This is a genomic window from Streptomyces capillispiralis (genome assembly GCF_007829875.1).
Taxonomy (GTDB): domain Bacteria; phylum Actinomycetota; class Actinomycetes; order Streptomycetales; family Streptomycetaceae; genus Streptomyces; species Streptomyces capillispiralis.
This window is the reverse complement of record NZ_VIWV01000001.1, coordinates 7,289,454-7,312,853: the sequence shown is the minus strand read 5'-3', so window position 1 is coordinate 7,312,853 and position 23,400 is coordinate 7,289,454. Positions and strand designations below refer to the sequence as shown.

The 23,400-nt window shown below is 75.0% G+C and carries 2 protein-coding genes (1 of these 2 cut by a window edge); both read right to left on the bottom strand.

Going from position 1 to position 23,400, the window contains the following annotated elements; genetic code table 11:
- A protein-coding gene (locus tag FHX78_RS32170; RefSeq protein ID WP_167531912.1) for a non-ribosomal peptide synthetase crosses the window boundary here: on the bottom strand, positions 1-9,196 show its 5' end (the start). It extends 12,830 nt beyond the left edge of the window; only the first 9,196 of its 22,026 coding nucleotides appear in the window; the start codon lies at positions 9,194-9,196; its stop codon lies beyond the left edge, outside the window.
- Positions 9,193-23,400 carry an SDR family NAD(P)-dependent oxidoreductase gene (locus FHX78_RS32165; protein ID WP_167531911.1) on the bottom strand — a complete coding sequence of 4,736 codons (14,208 nt, stop codon included), beginning with the start codon at positions 23,398-23,400 and terminating at the stop codon, positions 9,193-9,195. Before FHX78_RS32165 ends, FHX78_RS32170 begins: the two co-directional genes overlap by 4 nt.

Sequence of the window (23,400 nt, the reverse complement as noted above, 5' to 3'; positions counted from 1 at the left end):
CGAAGTCCCGGCCGAGCGTGTTGTTCAGCTGGACCACGAGGATGGAGTCGAGGCCGAGGCCGAACAGGTCGGCGTCCACGTCGAACCGCTCGGGGTCGAGCTTCAGGGTCTCGGCGACGAGGCCGGTGACGTACGCGACGGCCCGGTCGGTGAGGGAGGCGTCGGATCCCCGGGCACCCTCGGCCCGTCCGCCCTGCGCGCCGCCGGTGCCCCGGCTTCCGAGGCCGAAGAGCGTCCTCAGCTCCGGGCGCCGCCGCTCCACGAAGTGCTCGACGAGCTCGTCCAGCGTGCGCAGTTCGAAGAACAGGGTGCTGCTGACGTCCGCGAAGTCGCGGGACACGGTGCTGTTCATGCCGGTTACGAGGATGGAGTCGAGGCCGTAGTCGTGCAGGTCCCTGGTCGGGTCGAGGTTCTCGTCCGCCAAGTGCAGGGCCTCGCGCAGCAGCCGCTCGAAGTAGTCGGCGGTCCGTGCGCGCAGTTCTGCCTCGTCGTCCGCGGGGGGCGCGGCCGCGGCGGGCTCGGGCCGCGTGCCGGAGGAGGAGGAGGCGGGCCGGGGCGCTGCCTGGGCCGCGGGCGTCCGGGGGGCGTCCGTCGTGCGGAACCGTCCGTCGCTCTCGGCCACGAGCAGCATCTGTCCCAGGGCGTGGGCCTCGGCGTCCGGCTGGGCGCCGGTGCGGAACCCCTCGTCCTCCAGGACCTCGCGCCAGCTCTCGGCGGAGAGCACCGGGCTGCCGGCGATGCGCAGGGCCGCGTCCCGGTACCGCCACCAGCCGTCCGTGAGGCCGAACGTGACGTGCGCGAAGAGGGTGTTGCGGCTCATCTCGTTGAGGAGGAGCAGGCCGCCCTCCCGCAAGGTCGCCTTGACGTTGCGCAGGGTGCGGGAGATGTCGGCGGTGGCGTGCAGGACGTTCGTGGCCACGACGACGTCGAAGCCGCCGAGGGCGAGGCCCTGCGGCCCGGGCGCGTGCTCGGCGTCGAAGATGCCGGTGGTCACGTGCGGGTAGCGGGGCTTCAGGCGCTCCTCGGCGTGGAACAGGAAGGCCTTGGACAGATCGGTGTAGTGGTATTCGGCGATGCGGTCGCCGAACGGTTCGAGGGCCGTGAGGACCTTGACGCTGGTGGCGCCGGTCCCGGCCCCGACCTCCAGGATGCGCAGCCGCCGCCCCGGCTCGGCCGTGCCCCAGGCGCGCACGGCGTCGGCGAGGAGCACGCTGAGCCTGTCGTTGAAGTAGTCGACGACCGGGTCGCCGCGGTAGACGCCCTCGACGCGGGACAGCGAGGAGCCGGGGAAGAGGATCTCGGTTCCCTGGCGGGCGCCGGTGAGGACGTCCGGCAGGGCTTCGAGGCAGGACTCGACCAGGTCGGTCTGCGCGCGCTGGTTGTCGCCCGCCTGCCGGCCGTCACGGTCGGCCCGCCACTGCCGCCACAGCTCCGCGCTGTCCTGGTCGTGTGCGGCGAGAGCGGGTCCGGCCTCGGCGAACAGCCGGTGGCTCTCCGCCAGCCAGCGCGCGTACCGGGGCAGGACGCGGTGCCCGGTCCGGTCCGGGCGTTCGGCGCCGAGGTCGCGGAGCGTCGCGTACAGCAGGCGCAGGGTGAGTTCGCGCACGCGCGGGTGCGGCAGGAAGCGGCGCAGCCGTTCCACTTCGCCGTGCGGCGCGCGGTGGGCGGCCACGACGGCGTCGCGCACGGAGGGCAGCGCGGGACGGTGGTGCCCCTGCCGCTCGTCCAGGGCGAGGCCGCGCAGCGCCTCGTCGCCGAAGGTGCGCATCAGCGCGATCTGGCCGTGCTCGCCCGCGAGGAAGGACTCCAGGGCGGTGAACGCCTCGTCGGGGTCGAGCGAGTCGACTCCGGCGGCGGCCATCCGCTCGCGGTAGAAGGAGTCGCTGACGACGCCGGCGACGCCCCAGTAGCCCCAGTTGACCGTCTTGGCCACGGTGGTGCCGCGCTGGTTCAGGGCGTGCGCGAGGGCGTCCTTGAAGGTGCAGCCCGCGGCGTAGTTGGCCTGGCCCGGGGCCCTGACGAAGCTCTCCACCGAGGAGAAGAACAGCAGGAAGTCCAGCGGCTCGGCCCCGAACACGTCGGCGACGCGGACACCGACGTCGGCCTTCGCGGTCAGGGCGGCGCGGAAGCGGTCCTCGTCCATGTGCGCGAGGGTCTTGTCGGCGAGGACGATCGCGGAGTGCACGACGCCGTCGACGCGCGGGTGCTCCCGCCTGATGCGCGCGTGGGCGGCCCGCAGGCTCGCGTCGTCGCGGGCGTCGGCCTGGACGTAGGAGGGGGCCGCCGCGCCCGCGGCGCGGGCCCGCTCGGCGAGGCCGGCGAGGCTCCGCCCGACCGCGCCGGTCGGGGGGCGCCGGCCGATCCACACGATCGTCGCGCGGTACCGGTCGACCATGTAGCGGCTCCACAGTCCGCCGATGCCGCCCGCGCCGCCGATGACGACGTAGACGCCGCCGTGCCGGTAGGGGCCCGCGGCCGGTTCCGGGGCGGTGGTGGGCAGCAGTTCCTGGGAGAACCAGCGGCCGCCGCGCAGGGCCACGGTGGTGCCGGGGCGCACGCCGGTGAGGTGCCGCTCCTCGCCCAGGCGGTCGCCCGCGCGGTCGCCGGAGTCCGGGTGCGGAAGGTCGACGAGGTCGACCGTCCAGCGCGTGTGCTCCTGGGCGAGGCTGCCCGCCAGGCCGTGGACGCTCGCGTGCGTGGCCGCGACCGGGTCGTGGTCGCGGACGCGTTGGGTGCCGAACGTGTAGAGGGACCAGGCGAGGTCGCGCGTACCGTGGCCGAGGGCCAGCAGGGCCTTGACGATCCGGAAGACCTCGACGGCGCCGCGCTCCTGGCCCTGGACCATGCCGTCGGGGTGCTCGGCGGGGGCGACCCAGACGATCCGGGCGATCCGGCCGCCGACGGCGGCACAGGCGGTGCGGATCAGTGCGGCGATGTCGTCGACGGACGCGCCGTCGGGCAGGTCGACGCGCTGGTGGCCGGGGTGGAGCGCGGCCAGTTCGGCGCGCAGCCTGCGGTCGGCGTCGAGGACGAGCACCGCGCCTCGCGGACCGTCGGCCGGGGCGGAGGCCTCGGCGGGGTGCCGGGGCTCCCACACCGGGAGGAGCGTGCGCAGCTCGGAGGCTCGGGCGGCCTCGGGGCGGGCGGGCTCCCGGCGGCCGGGGGCGGTCAGGGCGCGGTAGGCGAGGCCGCGCAGCGTGGCGCAGACCCGGCCGGCCGGGTCGACGAGGTCGATGTCGAGGACGCGTTCCGCACCCGTGGCACGCCGCGCCGCCGGGCGCACCCAGGCGTACATCGTCTCGTCGAACGGCGCGTGCGCGTCGAGCCGGTCGAGGGCGAAGGGCACCCGTGTGGTGCCGTCCGCGACCGGGACGGCCGTGGCGGAGTCGAAGGCGGGGTCCAGGCCGAGCGAGGCGTGCACGGCGGCGTCGAGGAAGCTCGGGTGGAGGGCGTACGCGTCCGCGGTGGCGCGCAGGTGCGCGGGCAGCCGCAGTTCGGCGAGCACCTCGCGGCGCCCGTCGCGCTCGCCCCGGTGCAGCACGTGCACGAGGCGGAAGCCGGCGCCGTAGGCGACGCCCGCGCGGGCGATGTGCGCGTACACGTCCTCGCCCGCGAGGGGCGTGAGGCGCAGCCGGTCGCGCAGGTCGTCGAGGTCGACGCGGGGCGGCGGGGCGGCCGCCCCGGTGACGGCGCGGCCCTGGACGCACACCTGGTCGCCGTCCGTCAGGAGGGCGAAGGTCAACGGTCCGGAGGGGGACGTGCCGTCGCGGGTGAGCGTGAACTCCACCTGCCTGCCGCCGTCGCCCACGACGACGGGGCGCGCCCACGTCACGTTCCTCAGGAAGATGCGCCGCCCGGCGTCCTCGGGCAGGGCCCGTCGTACGGCCGTGCAGGCCATCTCCAGGCTCGCGACGGCGGGCAGCAGCTTCCTGCCGTCGACGACGTGGTCGCGCAGGACGAACTCGTCGCCGGTGAAGGCGGAGCGGTAGCGCTGCTCGTCGAACCGCGACACGTTCTCGTGCAGCAACGGGTGCGCGAGCGGTGCGCCGGGGGTCTCGCCCGGGCGGGGCGCGGCGGCGCGGGCGTGCGGCGCGCGGGCCGGGTACGGGTGGGCCACCGGCGCGAAGGCGTACCCGGGCAGGCTCACGCGGCGGGCGGGCCGCTGCCCGGTGAGCCGGCTCCAGTCGGCGTCGGCACCGCGCGCCCAGGCCCTGGCCGCCTTCTTCGGCTTGCCGTCGGCGAGCGCGCGGGCCAGCCGCGCGGTGTGCTTGCGCGCGGCGCCCCCGGTGGGGCCCGCCGCGGGTCCGGTGAAGCGGCGCGCGGTGTCCTCGCCGTCCGGGTCCCGTACGAACGCGTCGAGTTCGGCGGCCAGCCTCTCCAGGTCCCGCACCACGAACGCCACGCGGCAGGCCATGGCGACCCGGCCGGTGCGCAGCGTGTGCGCGACGTCGTCGAGGCGCAGCGCGGCGGCGCGCGGGCCTGTCAGGTGCCGGCGCAGCGCGGCGGCCGCGCGCACGAGGTCGTCACGCGTGCGGGCGGACAGCGGCACCAGCTGCGGCGCGCCCGCGCCGTCGGCGCGCGCCGGGGTGTCGGCGGTGCGGACGTACTCCTCGAAGACGGCGTGGGCGTTGGTTCCGCCGAGGCCGATGGAGCTCTGCGCGGCGCGGCGCGGCCCGGTGCCGGCGGGCCAGTCGCGCAGTCGGTCGACGACGTGGAACGGCGACGTCTCCAGGCGGAGTTGGGGGTTGGGCTCGCGGTAGTGGAGCGTCGGCGGGAGCTGCGCGTGGTAGAGGCTCAGGAGCACCTTGACCGAACCGGCGAGTCCGGCCGCGGTGTCGAGGTGGCCGAGGTTCGTCTTCACCGAGCCGATGCCGCAGTAGCCGGTGTCGTCGGTATGGGCGCGGTACGCCTCGGTGAGCGCGGCGACCTCCACGGGGTCGCCGAGCTTCGTGCCGGTGCCGTGGGCCTCGACGTAGCCGATGGTGCGCGGGTCGACGCCGGTGCGGTCGAGGACCTGCCGGATGAGGCGCGACTGGCCGTTGACGCTGGGGCTGTAGAAGCCGGTGGCGTCGCCGCCGTCGTTGTTGACGCCGATGCCGCGCAGCAGTCCGTAGATGTGGTCGCCGTCGGCGACGGCGTCGGCCGCGCGGCGGACGAGCAGGGCCACGACGCCTTCGCCGCCCGCCATGCCGTCGGCGTCCGCGTCGAACGCCTTGACGCGGCCGTCGCCGGACAGGTTGAGGCCCGCCTTGTGGACGTAGCCGAGCCCGTCGACGCTGTTCGCCGAGGCCGCCGCCACCAGGGCGAAGTCCGTCTCGCCGGTCTGCACGGCGCGGGCGGCGAGGGCGAGCGCGCTCAGTGAGGAGGAGCAGTTGGAGTGCACGGACATGCTCGGGCCGCCGAAGCCGAGCTGGTAGGACACCATGGAGGCGACGGTGCCGCTCTGGCTCATCACCCACGACAGGTACTGCCGGGGGTCCTCGATGACCGCGGCGGGCGTCTCGCCGGTGTCGTCCGGGGCGCCGTAGTGGTGGTTGCCGGTGGAGACGTACACCCCGGTGTTCGGGATCTCCCGGTGGTCGCGGCCCGCGTCCTCGACGGCCTTCCAGGCGTGCAGCAGGACCTGGCGGAACTGCGGGTCCATCAGCTCGACGTGCTGGGGCGAGAGGCGGAAGAACGCGCCGTCGAACTCCTCCTTGCCGTCGAGTCCCGAGCGCAGCGGCACGAAGTCCGGGTCGCGCAGGACGCGTTCGGGCACGCCGGCCGCGCGCAGCTCCGCCTCGCTCCAGCGGCCCGCGGAGGCGTGGCCGCGCTTGAGGTTCTCCCAGAACTCCCAGTGGTCGCGGGCGTCGGGGAAGCGGCAGGAGATGCCGACGACGGCGACGGCGTCCTCGGGCAGGGAGGCGCGCTGCGGCTCCGGCTCCGGCTCCGGCTCGGGAGTGGAGGCGACGGACAGCGGCTCCTCGTGCTCCGCGTGGTCCGGCGCCTGCTCCCGCACATGCGCGGCGACGTCGGCGGGGGTGGCGTACTTGAACAGGTCGGCGGCGGCGAACGGCACCCCGAGCCGGCGGCTGATGAGGTCCGCGAGGACGACCGCCGACAGCGAGTTGCCGCCGGACTCGAAGAAGGAGACGGCCGGGGTGAGGTCCCGGACCTCCAGGACCTCCCGCCAGCAGGCGAGGACGTCGCGCTCGACGTCGCGGGAGGGCTTCCCGGACCGCTCGGTGCGCGCGGCCGGGGCGGGCGCGGCGGACACCTCGCGCCGCATCAGGGCGGTGCGGTCGACCTTGCCGCTGTCCGTCAGCGGGACGGCGTCGAGCGGCACGTAGAAGTCCGGGACCATGTACGCGGGCAGCAGCGCGCGCAGGTGCTCCTTGAAGGCGGCGGCGCGGACGCCCGCACCGCGCGGCACGTAGTAGGCCACGAGCTGCCTGGCGCCGTCGTCGCCGCGCGCGACGACGACGCACTCGGCGACGCCCTGGTGGCGGCCCAGGTGGTACTCGATGTCGCCCAGTTCGACGCGGTAGCCGCGGATCTTCACCTGGAAGTCCTTCCGGCCCAGGTAGTCGATCTCGCCGTCCTCGGTCCAGCGGGCCAGGTCCCCGGTGCGGTAGAGCTTGCCGCCGGGCACCAGCTCGTGATCGACGAACTTCTCCGCGGTGAGGTCGGGCCGGCCCACGTAGCCCCGGGCGAGGCCCTTCCCCGCGATGCACAGCTCGCCGGTCTCCCCGTGGGGCACCGGGCGCAGCCGCTCGTCGAGGATGTGGACCCGGGTGTGGGCGACGGGCCTGCCGATGGTGGTCGGCCGGTCGTGGCGGACGAGGCCGCCGGTGGAGTACACGGTGGTCTCCGTCGGCCCGTACAGGTTCCAGGCCTCGGTCCCGGTGTCGCGGAAGAACTCCTTGAGCGTGCGGGGCAGCGCCTCGCCGCCGCAGAAGACCCGGACGCCCTCGGTGTTGCGCCAGCCCGAGTGGAACAGCATGCTCCATGTCGCCGGGGTCGCCTGCATGACCGTGGGCCGCACCCTGGCGATGCGTTCCTTGAGCCGCTCCACGTCCTTGACGGCCGGCCCGTCGCAGACGTGGACGCGGCCCCCGCACACCAGCGGCAGGAGCAGTTCGACCTGGGCCATGTCGAAGCTGACGGTGGTGACGGCGAGGAGGGTGTCGGCCGCGGTCATGCCCGGCTCGCGGCGCAGTGAGCCGAGCAGGTTGGTGAAGCCCCGGTGCGGGATCATCACGCCCTTGGGGCGTCCTGTACTGCCCGACGTGTAGATGACGTACGCCAGGTCGTCGGCGGTCACGGGGACGGCGACCGGTCCGGTGCCGAGGGCGGCCGCGAGGGCGTCCCGCTCCTCGTCGAGCACGAACAGCCCGGGCGCGGCGGTGCCGCTGCCGTCCGTCAGGCCCCGCGCGCGGACCTCGTGCCGGGCCTGGGTCACGATCAGCGGGGCGCCGCTGTCGGTCACGATGTCCGTGAGCCGGGCCGCGGGCAGCTCCGGATCGAGGGGGACGTACGCGGCGCCCGCCTTGAGGATGCCGAGCAGGGTCACCACGAGGTCGGGCGAGCGGTCGAGGAGCACCGCCACCAGGTCACCGCGCCGCACGCCCCGCGCCACCAGGCAGGCGGCCAGCGCGGCGCTGCGGGCGCCGACCGCCTCGTAGGTCAGGATCTCCTCCTGACCGGCCACGGCGACCGCGTCCGGGGTGCGGCGCGCGGTCTCGTCGACGAGGTCCTGCACGCACCGCTCGCCGCTCCGCCGCCGCAGCGCGGCCACGGTCGTGCGCGGCTCTTCGCACGCCGCCGCCAGGACGTCCAGGAAGCGAGACGCCAGTTCCTCGACGAAGGCGTGGCCGTACAGCTCCGGCTGGTACTTCCAGTACAGCGCGTAGCCCCCGCCGCCGGGCCACACCTCGACGGAGAGTTCGTACTCCCCTTCCTGGTGCAGCTCCTCGACGAGCCGGTAGGGCCGGTCGGCGCCGGCGATGCCGTCGAGGACGTCCTGAAAGACGAACGCCGTCTGGAACACCGGGGAGCGCCCGGCCGGGGTCCCGGGCGCGAGGTCCCGCACGAGCGCCGGGAAGGGGTGGCCGTGCAGCAGGTCGTCGGAGACGTCCCGCTGCGCGCGGGTCACGAGCCGCTCGAAGGGCTCGTCGGGCGGGAGCGCGACGCGGACCGGCACCATGTTGATCATCAGGCCGACGGTCCGGGCGAGGGCGTCGTCGCGCTCGTTCACGGGCATGCCGACGACGAGTTCGCGGGCGTCGGAGTACGTCGCCAGGGTCGCCGCGTAGGCGGTGAGCATGGCCGTGGACACGAAGGTGCGCCGTGCGGCGGCGAACTCGGCGACACGCGCGGCCAGTCCGGCGGGCACCTCGGTCACGAGGGTCCTTCCGGCGAAGCGGTCGGCGAGGGCCGTGTGCGGGCGGTCGGCGGGCAGGTCGAGGACGGGCAGGGGCGCGGCCAGCCGCTCGCGCCAGTAGGGCAGGCGCTCGGCGGCGCGCCCGGCGAGGGTGCGGCGCTCCTCGCGGACGAAGTGGTGGAAGCCCGCGGCGTCCTCGGAGGTGCGGCTCGCGGCCGGGACGCCCTTCAGCCGCGCCTCGTACTCCTCGAACAGGGTGCTCAGTACGAGACTCGCCGACGTGCCGTCGAAGACGATGTGATGGACGACGATCAGGACGATGCGTTCGCCCGCCGGGCGGTCGAAGACGCGGACGCGGAACAGCCGGTCGCCGTCCTGCCCCGCCGCCCCGCCGAGGGAGAACACCTGCTTGCTCGCACGTTCGACGGCGGCCAGGGCCTCGCCCTCGTCGCGCGTGTCCGTCAGGTCGACCGTCGCGAAGTCGAGGGCCCGGGCGGGGTCGAAGGACTGCGTCGGCTCCCCCGCGTCCTGGCGGATCACGGTGCTGAGCGCGGGGTGGCGTACGAGCAGCGCCCGGCAGGCGTCCTGGAACACCGCCGTGTCCAGGCCGCTGACGCGGAAGCACAGCGGCACGTTGTACGCGGCCATGTCCGGGTACGCCCGCTGGAGCGCCCACAGTCCGCGCTGGCCCTCGGAGAGGGGGTGGGCGGACTCCCCGGCGGGCCGGGGCTCCCCGGCCCGGTCGCGCAGGTCGCGCAGGAGGTCGCCGACCTCACGGGCGTCGACCCTGCCCGCCTTGTAGTCCGCGATGAGGGCGCTGAGCTCGTGCTTCACTTCCCGTAACTCTCTTCGTCGAGGAGCGCGATGGCGTCGTCGAGGTGCAGCGCCCCGGTGCGCAGGCACTCGAGGACGTCCAGGACGTCGGGCGCGGTGGGCCGTTCGTCCGCCCCGGGGGCCGGCCGGTCGCTTCCGGGGGTCTCCGGGCGAGCGGCGACGAGGCGTGCCAGGCCGGCGGGCCACTGCGCCGCCAGGTGCCCGGCGAGTTCGGCGACGGTGCCGTACTCGAACAGGGCGCTGGGCAGGAAGCCCGGGGCGACCGTGGCCGCCAGGTCCTTGCTGAGTCCGACGGCTCCGAGCGACGTCAGGCCGAGGTCGATCAGCCCGTCGTGCGGGCCGATGTCCCGTGCGGGGCGTCCCACGCGGGCGGCGAGGAGCTGGCGCAGATAGCCGTGGGCCTTCTCCGGTGCGGGGAGGTCGGCCCGGTGGGCGGAGGCGGGCGGCGCCGCGCCGTCCGGGACGAAGTGCCAGTGGACGCCACCGGTCGCGGGGGCGGGGACCGTCGCGGTGTTCGTCGGGGCCGGCGCGGTGGTGGTGCGTCCGGGCGTCGCGACCCAGTGGCGCCGCTTGGCGAACGGGTACGTGGGCAGGTGCACGCGCCGCGGGGCCGCCGTGCCGTGCGGGGCGGGCCAGGCGACCGCGTAGCCGTCGAGCCACAGCTCGGCGATCTTGTCCCACTTGCCCCGTGCCGCCCACCGGCCGACGAGTTCGGCGCGCACGTCGTCCTCGTCGAGGAGCCGTGCCTCCGCGGTCGTCTCCGGCACGCGGCCGCGCCACACCCGGACGCCGGTGCCGTCGGCGTCGGTGCCGCGGGCCAGGGCCTCCAGGCCCTCGCGGACCTCGTCCAGGCCGTGCGCGAGGATCACCGCCCGCTCGGCCAGGGCCACGCGCCCGGTCTGCAGGGTGCGGGCCAGGGCCGCGGGGGCGAGCGCGGCACCCTCCTTGGTGTCCAGGAAGCGCAGCAGCCTGTCCGCGTGGGCGCGCAGCCGGTCGCCGTCGGTCGCCGACAGCGGCACGAGCACGGGGGCCGCCGGGTCGCCCCGCAGGGCGTGGTCGAGCACCGGTGGCGCTTCCTCGACGACGACGTGGGCGTTGGTGCCCGTGGCGCCGAACGCGCTCACTCCGGCGCGGCGCGGCGTGCCGGGGCCGCCGGCGTCCACCGTCCACTCCGCGAGCTCCGTCTGGAGCCGGAACGGCGAGTCGGCGAGGTCGAGGTACGGGTTGGTCCCGGCGCCGCCGACGAGCGGCGTCAGGGTGCGGTGGTGGAGCTGGAGGACCGCCTTGGTGAGCCCGCTGATCCCGGCGGCCGCCTCGGCGTGGCCGATGGCGGACTTGACCGAGCCGAGCGCGCAGTAGCCCTTGGCGTCGGTGTGCTTCTCGAAGGCCCTGCGCAGCCCCTGCACTTCGATGAGGTCGCCGATCTCGGTGCCCGTGCCGTGGGCTTCGAGGTAGCCGATCGTGCCGGGGTCGACCCCGGCACGCTCCAGGCAGGTCTCGATGAGTTCCGCCTGCGCGGCGACGGACGGCACCCGGATGCCGGGGGTGCGCCCGGAGTGGTTGACCGCGGTGCCCTTGATGACGGCGTACACGGCGTCGCCGTCGGCGAGCGCGCGGTCGAGCGGCTTCAGGAGCACCGCGCCGACGCCCTCCGCCGCCACGTAGCCGTCGCCGCCGGCGCCGAAGGAACGGGAGGGCGTCTCGCCCGCCAGCAGGTCGAGGCTGCCGTACGTACGGTACTTGGCGGGGTGCAGGGAGAGGTTCACGCCTCCCGCGAGGGCCGCGTCGCACTCGCCCCGCCGCAGGCTCTCCACGGCCAGATGCACGGCGCTCAGCGACGAGGCGCACACGGCGTCGACCGCGAGGGAGGGTCCGTGGAAGTCGCAGACGTGCGAGACGCGGTTCGCGATGGCCGCGGCGTTCAGCGCCAGGGGCGCGGCCGGGGCGCCGTCCGCCGCGTCGTGCTGCACCAGCAGGTAGTCCTGGTGCATGACGCCGACGAAGACGCCGACGGCCCCGCGCCGGCCGCCGTCCCCGGTCCCGGTCCCGGCAAGGCCCGCGGGCGTGTATCCGGCGTCCTCGACGGCCTCCCAGCACACTTCGAGGAACAGCCGTTCCTGCGGGTCGAGTTGTGCCGCTTCGGCGTCGGGTATTCCGAAGAACTCCGCGTCGAAGCAGTCGGGGTCGTCGAGGAAGCCGCCCAGACGGGACACCGGCCGCCCCGACGGTGTGCGCTCACCGGCGAAGGTGTCGCCGGGCCAGCGGTCCTCGGGCACGTCGCCGACGCAGTCGCGCCCGGACTTGAGGTTCTCCCAGAACTCGGCGAGGCCGCTCGCCTTCGGGTACCGGCCGCTGATGCCGACGATCGCGATGTCCCGGCCGGCGGCGTCCGTGGTGGCCGGGGCCGCGGCGGGGCGCGGCGTCCCGGCGTCCTCGGGCGCGTCGGTGGCCCCGGCCGGGGCGACGGCCGCGGCGGGGACCTCGACCGGCTCGTGGTGGCGTGCCAAGTGCCCGGCGAGCGCCGACACGGACGCGTGCTCGAACAGCAACGTCGGCGCGAGCTTGGTGCCGAGCCGCTCCCCCAGCTCCGCCGCGATCCGCAGCAGCGTCGCGGAGTCCAGGCCCAGCGCGTAGTAGCTCGCGCCCCCGTCGATCCGGTCCTCGGGCACGCCGAGCCGGCCGGCGACGACCGACCGTACGAGCGTCTGCATCGCGTCGTCCGCCCGGGCGGCCGCGGGAACGTTCCTGTCGGCCGGTGCGGCCAGGGCCGCGGGCACCGTCTGCGACGTCGTGCTCCGCGCGGGGTCGAGGTGCCCGGCGTCGCGCACCGCCTTGGTGGTGAGCCCCGTCAGCTCGCCCAGCTTGCGGCCGTGCTCGTCGAAGAACTCCATCCCGAAGGTGAGCAGTTCGTCCCCGCGCGTGATCCCGGCGCGGCGTACGCGCGTGTGGCAGGCACGGCCCAGCGGCGCTGCGGCCCGGAACGAGGCGTAGTGCAGGGGCAGGAAGAGCCGCGGTTCGCCGTCCAGGGCGACGGCGCTCGCCGCCACCGCGCTGCCGTCGATGAGCGCCGGGTGGAACCGGTGCCCCGGTGCGGCGGACGCGTCGACCGCCACGCTCACCCAGATGGCGTCGGACGTGGTGCGCACGGAGCCGACAGCCTTCATCACGCCCGAGTGGACGAGTTCCCGCGAGCGGAAGCTCCGGTAGACCTCGGTGAGGTCGCGCGCGTCCTCACCGGGGACGCGGAGCGCGTCGAGGACGTCGGCGGGCACCGTCTCGTCGAAGGCGGTGGTGCCGTCCGTCAGGTGGACGTCGGCGGTCACGTACGGCTCCGGGGCTCCGGCGTCGCCGCGTACGGCGTCGGTGACGGTGATCCGCCAGGCGTCCGCGGCCGTGGCGCGCGCCTCGACACGGAGGTCCACGGCACCGCCCTCCTCCACGGCGAGCGGCTTGTAGATCGACAGATCGCGCAGCACGAGCCCGGCGGTGGACGCGTCCGGTGCCAGGTCGACGCAGCAGCCGTACAGCAGGTCGATCCAGGCGAGGCCGGGCAGCAGCCTGCGCCCGTGGACGCGGTGCCCGTCCACGACGGCGTCGCGGGCGTCGACGCGCCGCATCCACACCCGTGCCTCGGCGGTGGCGACGGGTGCGCCGGTGGCGACGGGTGCGCCGGTGCGGACGTCGCGGCGGTCGAGGTCCGGGAGCGGCACGGGGCCGCGCGGCTCGTGGCCGGGGAGCCGCGCCGGGGCGCGGCCCAGGACGACGTGTCCGTTCGTGCCGCCGTCGGCGAAGCTGCTCACCGCCGCGTACGCGAGGTCCACGGGCTCGGCGTGACGGGGCAGGCGGAGCGCGGCGGGGTCGATCGTGAAGTGCTCCATGGGCTGCTCGCCCGAGAGGAACGGCACCGACCGCTGGTGGTGCAGCGTCAGCGCCACCTTGATGAACGCGGCGATGCCCTCGGCGCACAGCGGGTGCCCGATGTTGGGCTTCATCGACCCGATGTGCAGCGGCGCGGTCCGGTCCGTTCCGTACACCTCCTGGACGGCCTTCAGCTCCAGGAGGTCGGTGAGCTCGGATCCGGAGCCGTTGACGTCGAGGTGGCCCACCTGCCGCGGGGCGCAGCCGGCCTGGCGCAGCGCCTCCCGCATCACCTGCTTCTGGGCGGTGGGGTTGGGCGTGGCGGGTCCGGCCGTGCGGCCGTCGTTGTTGACGGCGAGGCCCTCCACGACGGCGTACACGGTGTCGCCGTCGCGCTCGGCCGCGGCGAGCGGCTTGAGCAGGACGACGCCCGCGCCCTCGCCGAGGACGACGCCGCCCGCACGGCGGTCGAACATGTGGAACTCGCCGTCCGCGCGCAGCAGTCCGCGGCGCCGGAACAGCTCGTGCGCCTCGGCGTCGGCGAGCAGGCTGACGCCCGCGACCAGGGCGAGATCGACGGAGCCCGCGGCCAGCGCGTCGGTGGCGACCTTCATGGCCGTCAGCGCGGACGAGCAGGCGGTGTCCATGACCATGGCGGGTCCGCGCCAGTCGAAGAACTGGGAGACGTTGGCGGCCAGGTAGTTCTGGCCCACCGCCATGACGGGATTGCGGGCACCGTCGACCAGCGTGCCGTCGGGGCGCTGCCCACTGCGGGCTCCCACGTACACGCCGGTGCGCGAGCCCTCCAGGTCGGCCGCCCGGTAGCCGGCGTGGTGCACGGCCTTGAGGCTCTCCTCCAGCAGGACGAGGGCCTGCGGGTCCATGGCGCGGACGTCCTCGGCGTGAAGCATGAAGTGCCCGGCGTCGAAGCCGTACACGTCGTCGACGAGTCCGGCACGGAAGCCGGTGGGCCGCCCCCAGCGCTCGACGGGCACCTCGCGCACGGCGCGGCGGCCCCGGGACAGCAGCTCCCAGTAGGCGTCGAGGCCGGGCGCGCCGGGCAGCCGGCAGGCCATGCCGACCACGGCGACCCGGTGGCCGCCCGCGCGGTCCGCCTCCTCGGCCGCGGCGCGCGGCTCGGTACGGACCGGCGCGGCGGCCGGGGGCAAGGGCACGGCGACGGACGGCGCCGGCTCGGTACCGAAGCGCGCGGCGACCTCCGCCGGGTGGGTGTCGAGGAGCCAGGTCACCAGTTCGCTGAGGGTCGGGTACTCCAGGAGGACCGACGGGTCGAGCGGCACGTCGAGGCGCCGGCGGATCCGCTGGAGGACCTGCGCGAGCAGGATGGAGTCGGCGCCGTAGTCGGCGTAGGAGGTGTCCTCGTCCAACTGGCCTGCCTTGAGGCCGATCTCCTCGCTGAAGGTGTCGCTGAGGAAGGCGGTGAGCCGGTCCCTGGGGGAAGCGGACCCGGCGGTGTCCTGCCGGGGTTCGACGGTACGGGGCCGGGGGGCCGGGGCGGTCGGGGCCGCCGGGGAGGCCGGGTGCGCGTCCAGGAGGGCGGTCACGTCGAAGCGGGCGGCGTCGACCCGGACCGGCATGACCACGGGGCCGCGCGGCGCGGTGAGGATGTCGTCGAGGAAGGCCAGGCCCTCGGCGTCGGTGATGCTGAGCAGGCCCGTGTCGGTGTAGGCCCTGTTCGTGACCTCGCCGAAGCCGGTCTCGCGCCAGCTCGGCCACTGGACGCTGGTGACGGGCAGCTCGTGGGCGCGCGCCTGGGCGTAGTAGTCCATGAAGGCGTTGCCCATGGCGTAGTCGCTCTGTCCGGCGCCCAGGGCGGGCAAGGCCGCGGAGACCGACGAGAAGAGCACGGCGAAGCGCAGGGCGCGCGGGTCGAGGGCCTCGAGCAGGTGCACGGTGCCGTCGATCTTGGGGGAGACGACCCGGGCGATGCCGCTCACGTGCTTGCGGACGAACGCCGGATCCTCCGTGTCGACGAGGCCCGCCGCATGCAGCACGCCCGCGACCGGACCCAGCGTGGACGTGACGTGCGCGACGGCCTCGGCCACCGCGTCCGCGTCGTCCAGCGGCAGCGCGAGCACCCTCACCTCGACGCCCTGTGCCTCCAGGGCGGCGACGGCGTCGGTCTTCGCCCGCACGGCGGGCGGGCAGGCGGCCGGGTCCGTCCACAGGTGGCGCGGCGGCAGCGCCTCACGGCCCGTCAGGACGAGCCGTCGTACGCCGTGGCGGGCGACGAAGTGCCGGGCGCAGAGCAGCCCGATGCCCCGGGTGCCGCCGGTGACCAGCAGCACCTCGTCGGCGGTGAAGGCGAGCGGGGCGGGCCGGGGCCCGGTGAGCGCCGGGGACTCGGCGAGTACGGGGGTGAGCCGGGTGCCGTCGCGGTGGCAGACCTCCGGCGCGGGCCCGTTGTCGAGGAGCTCCTGGTGGACGGCGGCCGCGAGCGCGGCGTCCCGCAGGTCGGGGTCCAGGTCCACGTGGCGGGACGTGAGGCCCCGGTACTCGCTCTGGAGCAGCCGGTAGAGCGCGGCCCGCGCGGCGCCCGCCAGCGGCCTGCGGCGGGACCCGCCCGGCGCGTCGACGGCCTCAAGTCCCCGGGTCACGAACAGCAGCCGGACGTCCCGCGACGCCTTCGCGTCCAGCACGCGCCGCAGCAGTGCGAGCGCGCGGCCGGAGGTGCTGTCCTCCGCGATCCGGTCGATGCCCCCGGACGGGGCAGTGCCGTCCCCGATCCCGGTCAGGTCGATCAGGGCGGAGCAGACGGCGGCGCTCCGGTCGACGACGCCGTCCGCGCCGGGGTCCGACGCGTCCAGGAGCGTGGCGGCGTCGAGGAGTCCGGCGACGCGCTCGGCGAGGTGCCGGGTGCCGCGGTCGTGCAGCACGAGGGCGCCGGACGGCGCGGACCGGCCGGGCGCGGCCGGGGCGGGGCGCCACTGCTTGGTGAGGTAGAGCGCCGTACCGAACGCGGGGCCGGCAGTGGGAGGGGCGGGCTCCGTGCGAGGAGGGACGGGCGCGGCCTGCGGTACCCAGTGCCGCTCGCGGGCGAACGGATACGTGGGCGCGCTGATCCTGCGCGGCGCGGCGGCCGCGTCGGCGTGCAGGGTCTGCCAGTCGGGCGCGGCGCCACGCACCCACAGTTCCAGGAGTTCGGTCGGCTTGCCGCGCCGCGCCAAGGCGGCGACGGTCTCGGCGAGTTCCTCGGCGGGCAGGACGGCCAGTTCCTTGCGGTCCCGCTTGGCGTTGCCGCGGCGGACGCCGTCGACGGCGGTGTCCCCGGTGAGATGGCGCTCCAGCTTCTCGGCGAGCGCGGCGAAGGAGTCGGCGACGACACCGAGGCGCTCGTCCATGGCCTCACGCCCGGTCTGGAGGGTGTACGCGAGGTCCGCGGGAGTGATGGCGGCGGCCTCCGCCTTGTTCCGCGCGTCCTTGGCGAAGTCCAGCAGCTGCCGGGCGTACGCGCGCAGGCGGTCGGCGTTCTTCGCCGAGAGCGGGAACAGCTGCGGTCCGTGTGCGGCGGGGGCCGGGCGGCGGTCGGTGTGCTCGGCCACGATCAGGTGCGCGTTCGCGCCACCGGCGCCGAACGAGGACACCCCGGCGATCCGTGGCTGCGGACGCCCGTCGACGACGGGGCGCTCCCAGTCGCGCAGCTCCTGGTTGACGACGAACGGCGTGCGGGAGAAGTCGATGTGCGGGTTGAGCGTCGCGGAGTGCAGTGACGGGGCGATCCGGCCGTGCTGGAGCTGGAGCAGGACCTTGGTGAGCCCGGCGATGCCCGCGGCGCTCTCGCCGTGGCCGATGTTGGACTTCACCGAGCCGAGGTAGCAGCGCGCCGCCGGGCCCGCCCCGTCCGGGGACGCGGCGGTGAAGGCCTGGCTGAGGCCGGTGATCTCGATGGGGTCGCCGAGCTTGGTGCCGGTGCCGTGCGCCTCGACGTAGCTGATGGCCCGCGGGTCGACGCCGGACTCGCTCAGCGCGTCCTGGATCGCGGCCTGCTGGGCGCGCGGGTTGGGCACGGTGTAGCCGTTGGTGCGGCCGCCGTGGGACACGCCGCTGCCCTTGATGACGCCGTAGACGTGGTCGCCGTCGCGCTCGGCGTCGCGCAGGGGCTTGAGCAGGACGACGCCGACGCCCTCGCCGGGTACGTAGCCGTCGCCGCCGACGCCGAAGCTCTCGCAGTGGCCCTGGCTGGAGATGAACTGGCCGGTGCTCAGGCTCAGGTACTTGTTCGGGTGCACGGTCACGTTGACGCCGCCGGCGAAGGCGAGCCGGGTACGGCCGCCGCGTATGTCGCGGCAGGCCAGCTCCACGGCGGTGAGCGAGCTGGAGCACATGGTGTCCACGGTCATGCTGGGGCCGTGGAGGTTCAGCACGAAGGAGACACGGTTCGCGACGCTCGCGTAGCTGCTGCCGAGGGCGTGGGGGTTGCCGCGGCCCGCGCCCCCGTCGGGGAACAGCAGCTGGTACTGCCCCCACATGACGCCCGCGTACACGCCGACCCGTCCCCCGGCGCCGTCGCCGGTGGCGCGCCCGAGCCGCTCCCGGGTGTACCCGGCGTCCTCCATCGCCGTCCAGGCGTGCTCCAGGAACAGCCGCTCCTGCGGGTCCAGGTAGTCCGCCTCGTGGGGCGCGATGTTGAAGAACAGCGGGTCGAAGCGGTCCACCTCGGCGATGAAGCCGCCCCACTTGCTGTAGTGGCGGCCGGGCACGGTGCGGTCCTGCTCGTAGTACTCCCGCCAGTCCCAGCGGTCCTCGGGGACCTCGACGACGCAGTCGCGCCCGGCGCGCAGGTTGTCCCAGAACTCGTGGACGTCCCGTGCTCCCGGGTAGCGACCGGACAGGCCGATGACGGCGATGTCCAGGGCGGTGTCCTCCGCCGCGGGGGCGTCGGCGCGGCCCTCCGGCCGGGGTGCCGTCGTCCCCGCGCGCGGCGGCGCGGGGGCGGCCACGGGCTCCACGGCCCGCGCCCGCGTCCGCTCGGGGGCGCCCGCGAACATGCCCTCCAGCACGGCCCGGTGGCCGCCGAGGAAGTAGTCGCCGAGCTCGGCGAGCGTGTGGTACTCGAACAGCAGCGTCTTCGGCAGCGGGCCGAACGTCTTCTCCAGGCTCGCCGTCAGCTCGGTCGCCAGGATCGAGTCCATGCCGTACGAGCCCAGGGGTTCGGCGTGGTCGATCTCGCCCGGCGGCAGCTGGGTGAGGCGGCACAGCTCCGCCTCGAGGAACTCCGCCGTGCGGGCGCGCAGGGCCCGCTCTTCGGGCTCGCCCGCCCTCGTGGGCCGCGGGGGCGCGGGCCGGGCGGCCTCGGGGGCGGGCGCCTCGTCCTGGAGCGCGCGCACGCCGGCCGCCCGGTCACCGGCCCAGACGACGACGTGGGGCTCGGCGCTGTCCAGAGCGCGGTGGAACGCGTCGGTTCCCGCGTCCGTGGCCAGGGGCAGGAAGCCGCGCAGCCGCAGGGCCTTGCGCGTGTCCTCGTCCGCGCCCATGCCGCCGCCGTGCCACAGCGGCCAGGCGACCGACAGGGTGCGCCCGCTGCGCTCGCCCGCTGCGACACGCGTGCCGCGGTGGTGGGCGAACGCGTCGAGGAAGGCGTTGGCCACGGCGTAGTCGCCCTGGCCCACGTTGCCGGTCGCTCCCATGACGGAGGAGAACAGTGCGAAGAAGTCCAGGTCGAGGTCCTTGGTCGCCTCGTCGACGGCGCGGCAGCCGGCGAGCTTGGGGGCGAGAACGCGGCGGAATTCCGCGTCGGACTTGCGCTGGAGGAAGGCGTCGCGCAGGACACCGGCGGCGTGCACGACGCCGTGCAGGGCCTTGTGACGCCGCGCCAGCTCACGGACGAGGCGCTCGGTGGCGCGCGCGTCCGTGACGTCGAGCACGTGGTACTCGGGGCGCGCGCCCTCGGCGCGCAGTGCCGCGAGCTGCGTCTCGATCGCCGGGCCGAGCGGGGACCTGCCGGTCAGGCAGAGCACGGCTCCGGGAGCGCGGCGGGCGATGTCCCCGGCGAAGATGCGGCCGAGGCCGCCCGCGCCGCCGGTGATGAGGTACACGCCGCCCGCCCGCCACGGCACGGGCGCGGTCCCGGGAGCGGCCGTCTCGTCGAGCGCCTCCCAGCGCAGGACCTTGCGGGTACCGTCGCCGTGGCTGATCCTCCCGTCGCCGGTGCGGCGGCTCTCCGCTTCCAGGGTCTCGGCGAGGTACGCCGCGGACGCGTCGGCGGGCACCGCGACGAGCTGGCCGACGAGGGCGGGGTTCTCCAGACGGGCCGTGCGAAGGAGTCCGGACAGCGCCTGGTGGAGCGCCTGCTCGCCCTCGGCGTGCGTGAGGACTTGCAGCAGGACCGGCCTCGTCGGCTTGCCGGCGAGCAGCCCCCGGACGGCGCGGAGCAGCTCGACGGCGTGCTCGGCGACGGCGTCCGCCACCGGGGTGGTGGCCGTCCGGGCGGCGGAGACCTGCTCGGGCGGCTCCAGAAACGTCACTTCCGGTGCCAGGCGACGCAGTTCGTCGAGTCGGTCGGTGAAGCCGCAGGCGAGCACGAGCCGCGCCGTGTACGCGGGAGCGGTGGCATCCGCCGGGATGTCCGCCTCGCGCCACACCGGGCGGAACAGTGTCACGTCGTGCGTGGCCCCCGCCTCCGCGGTGACCTCCGTGGTCTTGCGCAGGGAGTAGCCGCGCAGCCGCGCGAAGATCCTTCCCCGGGTGTCGCAGAGGTCGAGGTCCCATCGCCGTACCTGGCGCGACGCGGTCGGCACGGCGCGGATCCACACGTACGCGGTGCGCGGCGTCGCCCCGTGGACGTCGACGTGGTCGAGGGCGAACGGCAGCGCGAGGCCGCCCGCCTCCGCCGTGTGGAGGTCCGGCGCGTACGCCGCCTGGAGCGCGCCGTCCAGCACGCTGGGGTGCAGTACGTAGTCGTCGAGGGTGGCCCCGACCTCGTCGGGTACGCCCAGTTCGGCGAGGAGTTCGCCGTCGCCCAGGCGGATCGCGCGCACCGCCCGGTGCGCGGGGCCGTAGTCGAGTCCCGTCGCGCGCAGCGCCGCGTAGAAGTCGTCGACGCCGGGCCCCGCCGCGCGCGTGCGGGACGTCAGCGCCTGGAGGTCGAGGGGCTCGGGCGGGGCCGTCCGCGTGCGCGAGGCGAATCCACGCGCGTGGATGACGCCGGCGGCGCGGATCTCGAAGGGAACCGGGCTTTCCGCTGCGGTCGAGCGGTCCGGCGTGTTGTCCGGGACCGCGTCCCGGGCGGCCGCGCCCTCTCGGCCGGTCCGGGCGTTCGGGGTCTCCCCCACGACCGTGCGGACTGTCTGTGCCCCGTCCCCCACGACGACGGGACGGGACCACACCACGTTCTCCAGGCGGAGCACCTCGACGGTGTCGGCCGGACCCGCGGCCTCGGCGTCGGGCAAGGTGCGGCTCGCGGCCTCGCGCGCCAGCTCCAGGGAGGCGACGGCGGGCAGCACCGGCTCGCCCGCGACCCGGTGGTCGCGCAGGAAGAAGTCCTCCGCGCTGAAGGTGGATTCGAAGGCGGCGGGGCCGTCCGGGGCCGGCGCCTCGCGGTGGAGCAGCGGGTGCCGGGCCGGCGCGGACGTCCCGGCGTCCCGGTCCGCACGGGGGCGCGGGGAGGCGGCGGGCTCGTCGCCGATCCAGTGGTGGTCGCGGTCGAAGGCGTGCGTGGGCAGCGGGACGCGGCGCGGCCGGGGGCCGCCCTGGTGGTGCGCCTCCCAGTCGACGCGGGCGCCGCGCACCCACGCGGCCAGGACGTCCTCCTCCGCCGCCGCGCCGGGGACGTCGACCCCGGTGCCCCCGGCGTCCCGCTCGGCGCGGCCGCGCAGGACGGCGGGCGAGGTGGCGTCGCCCGACACGACGTCTTCGAGGAGCGCGGTGAGGGAGGCGACGCTCGTCACCGGCAGGCCGAGCCGCTCGGGCAGTTCCGCGCGGCCGACCTGCGTGGTGTACGCGATGTCCCGCAGGTCGGCGTCGGCCGGCCGCTCCCGCCGGAGATGGTCGAGCAGGCGCTGGGCCTGACGTCGCAGTTGGGGCGTGTTGCGGGCGGACAGGACCACCATCGAGGTCCCGGCCGCGCCCCGGCTGCCCGCGTCCGGCTCGGCCCCGGCCCGCGGGAACTCCTCGACGACGACGTGGGCGTTGCTGCCGCCCGAGCCGAAGCTGCTGATTCCGGCGAGGCGCGTGGGGCGTCCGTCGAGGTGCCAGTCGGAGAGCCGGGTCACGACGGAGAACGGCGAAGCGTCCAGGTCGATGTGCGGGTTGGGACGCTCGTAGTGCAGCGAGGCGGGGAGCTGCCGGTGCTGGAGGGCGAGGACCGTCTTCAGCAGTCCGGTGATGCCGGCGGCGGCTTCCAGGTGGCCCAGGTTCGTCTTCACCGAGCCGAGCGCGCAGGGGGCGTCGCTTCCGGCGAACGCCCTGGTGAGCCCCTGGACTTCGATGGGGTCACCGAGAGCGGTACCGGTGCCGTGCGCCTCCACGTAGCCGATGTCGCGTGCGCTCACGCCCGCGTCGGCGAGAGCGGCTTCGACGAGGCTCGCCTGGAGGGGGGCGCTGGGCACGGTCAGGCCGCCCGCCCGACCACCGTGGTTGGTGGCGCTGCCCTTGATGACGGCGTGCACCGTGTCGCCGTCGGCGAGCGCGGCGGCGAGCGGCTTCAGGAGGAGGGCGACACCGCCCTCGGAGCGCACATAGCCGTTCGCCGAGGCGTCGAACGTCTTGCACCGCCCGTCGGGCGACAGCATGCCCGCCTGGTGGTAGGCGATGCTGTTGGCCGGGTGGCAGAGCACGTTGACGCCGCCGACCAGGGCCGTGTCGCACTCCCCCGCGCGTAGCGCGCGCAGGGCCGTGTGCACGGCCACGAGCGAGCTGGAGCAGGCCGTGTCGAGTTGCACGCTCGGTCCGCGCAGGTCGAAGAAGTACGAGACGCGGTTGGCGATGACGGCCATCGAGGTCGCCAGGCCGCTGTGGGCGCGCACGGGGAGGCCGAGGGTGTCCATGAGGCGTTGGTAGTCCGAGCCGCTGGCGCCGACGAAGACACCCGTCCGCGTGCCCGAGACGCCGCTCGGCGCGTATCCGGCGTCCTCCAGGCAGGCCCAGGCCAGTTCGAGGGTCCAGCGCTGCTGCGGGTCCATGTGCCGCGCCTCGTACGGGGTGACGCGGAACAGGCCCGCCTCGAAGGCCCCGGCGTCGGTGACGAAGCCGCCCCGGTCGATGCCGGGGTGGGTGTCGGGTCCGGTTCCGTCGGGCCACTTCCACCGCCCCTCGGGCAGGGTGCCGATCGCGCTGCCGCCGGAGGCGAGCAGTTCCCACAGTGCGGCGCGGTCCTCGATGCCGCCGGGCAGCCGGCAGGCCGTGCCGATGATCGCCACGTCGCGGGATGCGTCGGAGCGCCCGGGCCGCGCGGGTGGGGCTGAGGGCGGGGCGGAGGGCGGGGCGTCCGGCGCGGGGTTCGTCTCCTCGTTCCCCCGGTCCTCGGGGCCCCTGAGGTTCTGCAGATAGGAAACGATCAGGGCGCCCGTGTTGTGCTCGAAGAAGAAGAGCGGGGCGAGCGCGATTCCGTAGCGGGACTCGATCTTTTCCTGGAGATCCAAGAGCCCCGCCGAGTCGAACCCCAGCTCGAAGAGAGGGCTTTCCAGGGGATTTTCGATCCCCTCGTGGTCACCGCCGAGTATCGCGTCGAGGAAGTCGCCTATCTCTTGGGCGAGTTGACCGCTCGACGGTATCCGGGCCGCGTCGGAATTCTGTCCTTCGCTTCGCAGGACGCGCACTCGTTCCCGGCGGTTCGGCAGATCGTAGACGACGAGTACACCGCTTCCCTCGTTGACCAGATCGCCCGGCCGATATCCCGGGACGAGCGCGCGGATCTCGGCGCCGTGCAGTTGATGCATACGCAGGACGGTGTCCAGACAGCGGCCCTGAACGTTCGTCGCGTGAATGTACGCGGCCAACTCTGTGTCCGGATGCCGGCCGAAGTCCCGGCACCGGGTCACACCGACAGCGGTGTGCACGGACGGCTCGTCCTCCGCCCACGTCAGCAGATGTTCCAGCAGCATGTCGCCGAAACGGAGGCTTTGTTTCGACGGGTCGACGTTCAGCGAGAGGACTTGCGCGACCGGGCCCTCGGGGCGGTGCAGACGGTCGGCGGTGTCGAAGGTGACGGAGAACACGTCGTGCGGACTCCCGATGCGCTGGGAGTAGATGACCGCGTGCACCGCGCCGTCGGACTCGACGACGAACTGACCGATGGGATAGGAGAAAAGGCGCCGTCGGATGACTTCTCCGGAGACGCGCAGCGGCTCGGGCCAGCACAACTCCTCGAGTTCGAGAAGTCGCGGCAT

What these genes read in the sequence shown, in the direction of transcription:
- FHX78_RS32165 (WP_167531911.1), bottom strand. Translation starts at nt 23,400, where the DNA reads ATGCCGCGACTTCTCGAACTCGAGGAGTTGTGCTGGCCCGAGCCGCTG.